Source organism: Mesorhizobium sp. M7A.F.Ca.CA.002.04.1.1, from assembly GCF_004022805.1.
In the GTDB taxonomy this organism is placed as follows: domain Bacteria; phylum Pseudomonadota; class Alphaproteobacteria; order Rhizobiales; family Rhizobiaceae; genus Mesorhizobium; species Mesorhizobium ciceri.
Map to the genome: position 1 here is coordinate 1 of NZ_RZPL01000461.1, position 4,648 is coordinate 4,648.

Genomic DNA, 4,648 nt, shown 5'->3' on the forward strand with positions numbered 1-4,648 from the left:
ACAAACCTGCATCGTTATCCACTGCTGCAGCAGAAGTATATCTTCCCCTACCTTGATCAGCTTCAGGCCCAGACGTTGATCATCTGGTCCAAGAACGACCCTACCGCGACGCCGGAGCAAGGGATCAACCTGGCGAAGCTGATCAGGAATTCAGATTTCCATCTGCTCAATAATGCCGGCGATTCCGTCCAGGTTGATCCGGAGCGAAGCCGTGAACAGACTCATCCGTCAATGGCACGAATGATCAACTGTGACGGGAACAATGCTCGGGCCAGCGTCTCCGAGGCGAATCTCTCAGCGGCGTGTCGCATACGACGAACTTGTGCCCTGCCATGGCAACAAGGGCATAGCCCAGGCGGTGGCGCCCATCCAACCGGGCAGGGCAGGAGTCATGCAAGACGTGGTGTGCCTCAGTTGGCCATACCACAGCTCGCGATTGTTCACTTCCAACGAACCACGGGGATGACGGAAATGTGCGTATGCACCCAAAAATCACCGAATTTCTGCGAATAACTTGCATTTCTCGCACAAAGCACCACAGCTGCGCTGCTACGCTCACGAAGCATGCACAAGTGGCGTAGCAAAGGATCGACTGGAGGAATCTATACCTAAGTGGGGACCCTGCAGCTCACACGATGATGGGAACCGCCGGACTACAAGCTCAACAAATGATGCAATGGTCTTTTCCCGAGGCATATCGGGAGACCATCGGCGATGCGAAAACGGAGGACTAACCAGTGGTCAAGTGGAAACTCGACGAATGCTTTAAGGCTGCAATCTTGAAGAGGATTGCCGCGCTCGGCCTGGCGGCGATGACAATCTCGTCCTTTGCCGGTTCGGCCTCGGCGGAGTCGCTGCTCGATAAGATTAAGAACGGAGAAACGATCCGTCTTGGCTTCACCAATGAGCCTCCCAGTGCCTATCCTGGTGCGAACAACGAGCCGCTTGGCCTGGTCAATGTGATGACACTGGACGTTCTGAGAAAGATGGGAACGACCAAAATCGAGCCGGTCGTAACCGATTGGGGTTCCCTTGTCCCGGGCCTCCAGGCTGGTCGCTTTGACATCATCACGGGCGGCATGTGGATTAAGCCGGAGCGGTGCCGCAACGTCCTGTTCAGCGAACCGATCGCATCGAGCAATGATTCGATGATCGTGCCGAAGGGCAATCCGGAAGCGCTGCATTCCCTCCATGACGCTCAGAAGAAGGGGCTTACCCTGGCCATCATGACGGGTACCACCGCAGTCGAGCAGGCGAAGAAATTAGGTTTCCCTGACGACAAGGTTATGCAGGTCGCCGGACCGCCCGAGGTCGTACAGGCTGTAAAGGCCGGCCGCGCCGCTGCCGGCTCGCTCTATAGTCTGAACGCGACGACTCTTGCCGAGCAGGATCCCAGCATTGAGGTGGCTGACCCGTATACCCCGCCGGGACCGAATGAACATCCCGCCATAGCCTTCCCGCTCAGCGAACAGGCTGCGGTAGACGCGTTCAATGCTGTGTTGAAAGACTATATTGGCTCTGACGAAATGATGGCCGCGGTCGGCAAATATGGTTACACCAAACGCGATCTCCCGGATGGCAGCAAGACCGCTGATCTTTGCAAGGGCTGAAGCTATGCGTCTGACCGCTCCCCGGCCCTTGGCCGGTAGGCGGTCAGTGGGGAGGGCATATGAGTAAGGTCGATCTCAGCTTTATCTTTGCCGTGCTCACCAAGGGCGTCATGACTACGGTCATCGTCACTCTTGGCGCCTGCGTCGTAGCGATCGTCCTTGGGCTTTTCGTGGGCCTGACCCGAGTCTCTCCCCGTCGGCAGTTGCGCTGGTTCAGTATCGCCTACATCGAATTCTTCCGCGGGACGTCCATGCTGGTTCAGCTCTACTGGTGGTTCTTTGTATTGCCGATTTTCGGTATTTTCCTGTCGCCGTGGACTGTCGGAATTTTGGGGATCGGAATGAATGCCTCTGGCTACGCAGCCGAGTATGTCCGCGCCGCCATTCAGGCCGTTGATAGGGGCCAGTATGAGGCATCTACAGCGCTCAATTTTTCGCGGCTCACCATGATGCGGCGTATTATCCTCCCACAGGCAATGCGCGCCATGCTGCCGACCTGGGGTAACATGCTCATCGATGTGCTTAAGGGTAGCTCGCTCGTCTTCTTCATCACCATTCCCGAATTTACTAGCGCCGCCAAGCAGGCGGCCGACGCAACTGGCGATTATATGCTGTTCTTTGCGGTTGCACTATTCGGTTATTACATCATCGCGCGCGCCCTCATCACTCCTTTCGTGCGCTGGCTGGAACGCCGCGTCTCGCGCGGTTTCGTTCGGGAGCAGGTGGCTTGAAGATCTGGGATTGGTCTTACGTATGGGAGGCTTTCCCATATCTCTATCAGGGAGCGATCGTCACCATTGAGGCTACGCTGCTCGGGTTTGCGATCGCGCTGATATTGGGTCTTGTCTTCGCGATGATTCGCCAGTCGCCAAACCGCTACGTCTCGACCACCATGGCGGAGATCGTGGAGTTTATCCGTTCAACGCCCTTGCTGCTGCAGTTGTTCTTTGTCTATTTCGTTGGTCCGCAGATCGGAATCTTCATTCCTGCCTGGACGGCGGGAGTTGGCGTGCTGGGGATCCACTATGCAGCCTATTGTTCCGAAGTCTTCCGCGGCGGCATCGAGAATGTGGATGGCGGCCAGTGGGAGGCCTGTACGGCACTAAACCTTTCGCGAACGCGGACCTGGCGAACAATCATTCTGCCGCAGGCGATCCCGCCCATGGTGCCAGCTCTGGGCAATTACTTCATCGGCATGTTCAAGGACACGCCGGTCCTGGCGGCAATCTCGATCTTCGAGATGCTGCAGCAGGCGAAAAATTTCGGGGGCAATAACTATCGATACATAGAAGCGATCACTATGTGCGGCTTCTTCTACTACGTGTTCAGCTTGGTTGCTTCCGCTATCGTGCAGTCGGTCCGCGTCTGGCTCAACCGCCGCTACCATCTGCAATAGGGAGGCCTTATACTATGAGCGAATTTGTGCTTCGCTTCGAGGACGATCTCACGAAGCGCCCTAGGGCATCAGCCAGGCGGGACGAGCTTGACCTCGATATCAGGCGCAGCGAAAAAGTCATGAACGAACCCATAGTTCGCTTCGAGAACGTCACAAAGCGCTACGGCGCGTTGACGGTGCTGGACGAACTCAATCTCGAGATCGCACGCAACGAGAAGGTGTCCATCATTGGTCCGTCCGGCTCGGGCAAGACCACCGTTCTGCGCATGCTGATGACGCTTGAGCACATCAACGGGGGGGTGATATGGGTCGACGGTGAACCGTTGACGCATACGCAGAAGAACGGCCAAATAGTGCCGGCGAGCGAGCGTCATCTCCGTCGCGTGCGTGCCAAGATCGGTATGGTGTTCCAGCACTTTAACCTGTTCCCGCATATGACTGCTCTGCAGAACTGCATGGAGGCGCCGATCTCCGTCCTTGGGCTCTCGAAGAAGGAGGCGGAGGCCCGAGCGGCAGAGCTGCTCGACTTGGTGGGCCTCGGCGACAAGAAGAACCATTTCCCGATCCAGCTTTCCGGGGGCCAGAAGCAACGCGTGGCGATCGCTCGGGCGTTGGCCATGCGGCCCAAGGTGATGCTGTTTGACGAGGTGACATCAGCGCTTGACCCGGAACTGGTTGGAGAGGTGCTCAACGTCATCCGCAAGCTCAGCGCCGAACATGACCTCACAATGCTGATGGTCACGCACCAGATGGGCTTTGCCAAGGAGTTCTCCGATCGCGTGTGCTTCTTTTCTGGCGGTAAGATTGTCGAGCAAGGCCCGCCCAGCCAGCTTTTAGGCAATCCGCAAAACGAGCGAACGCAGCAGTTTCTCAATGCGGTGCTGGAGACGAGGTGAGTTGCGGGTTGTGCCGCTAGTTGAGTTATCCCGTGGGTGGCTTCCGGGCAGGAACTGGTCCGTTCGGAGCAGGCTGCCCTGCGACGAACCTACGCGCGGTTTTTCAGGGCCGGGTTGATGTCGAGGTTACTGCCCCAGTTCATTCAGGACTGCATAACTAGGATCGTCCGGTCCAAGCCCCAGATTGGTCGAGTTAGGTAAATAGCGCTGCCCGTTCGGCAGTTGCGAGCTTGAAGATCTGATGTGCGTTCAATCTGCCATTCAGGGCATCTGGGCTCTGGAAAGTGCCCTAACACGATTGTCTGACGGCGGACGCAAACCCGGTATCCTACAGGCCCGGGGAGGGTCGCACAAGCGTTCTGCGGTTTCCCAGTTTTTACGGCTTTCATGCGAATGCACCAAAACAATGCCGACTTACTGCGCCTGGAAAGGCATGTTTCTCTGAAACAGCCGTTTCGACGCTGTTAAATTCGTGCATTCAGAGAGAACCTGTATCGCGCAGGTGATGGGCATTTGCTGCCGAAATCACCATCTTAGCTGCTTCCAGAAGAAGGATGCTTCCGTGACAACTCAACAAAGGGCCCTCGGAATTATTGGGCTGGAGATCGGACTTCCGCCTCGTGAATTTCCGCCACCGCAACCGGAGTCGGTCTTCAACCCGGCAACTTTCGACTTCCCAATTATAATAGAGACCGCGGCCGGGGCTTTGGAGGAGAGGGTCATTCCCGGTGATGCTTCTCTCGAGC

General features: G+C 56.8%; 4 protein-coding genes and 2 pseudogenes. All 6 read left to right on the forward strand.

The genetic code is table 11. From position 1 onward, the window contains the following. A pseudogene (locus ENZ75_RS35240) lies at nt 1–513 on the forward strand (alpha/beta hydrolase); the annotation flags it as partial. A 224-nt stretch (nt 514–737) separates the two neighbouring features. After that, a complete protein-coding gene (gene ehuB, locus ENZ75_RS21650) occupies nt 738–1,610 on the forward strand; it encodes an ectoine/hydroxyectoine ABC transporter substrate-binding protein EhuB (RefSeq protein WP_082826582.1) in 873 nt (290 codons plus the stop codon). A gap of 59 nt (nt 1,611–1,669) precedes the next feature. Further along, nucleotides 1,670–2,341 carry an ectoine/hydroxyectoine ABC transporter permease subunit EhuC gene (gene ehuC / locus ENZ75_RS21655; RefSeq protein WP_063169346.1) on the forward strand — a complete coding sequence of 224 codons (672 nt, stop codon included), beginning with the start codon at nt 1,670–1,672 and terminating at the stop codon, nt 2,339–2,341. Continuing rightward, nucleotides 2,338–3,006 (forward strand): ectoine/hydroxyectoine ABC transporter permease subunit EhuD, encoded by a 669-nt coding sequence (gene ehuD, locus ENZ75_RS21660; protein WP_063169345.1) that lies wholly within the window; start codon nt 2,338–2,340, stop codon nt 3,004–3,006. Before ehuC ends, ehuD begins: the two co-directional genes overlap by 4 nt. A gap of 119 nt (nt 3,007–3,125) precedes the next feature. Further along, nucleotides 3,126–3,902 (forward strand): ectoine/hydroxyectoine ABC transporter ATP-binding protein EhuA, encoded by a 777-nt coding sequence (gene ehuA / locus ENZ75_RS21665; RefSeq protein WP_063170381.1) that lies wholly within the window; start codon nt 3,126–3,128, stop codon nt 3,900–3,902. A 562-nt stretch (nt 3,903–4,464) separates the two neighbouring features. Continuing rightward, nucleotides 4,465–4,648, forward strand: a pseudogene (locus ENZ75_RS34645) (hypothetical protein); the annotation flags it as partial.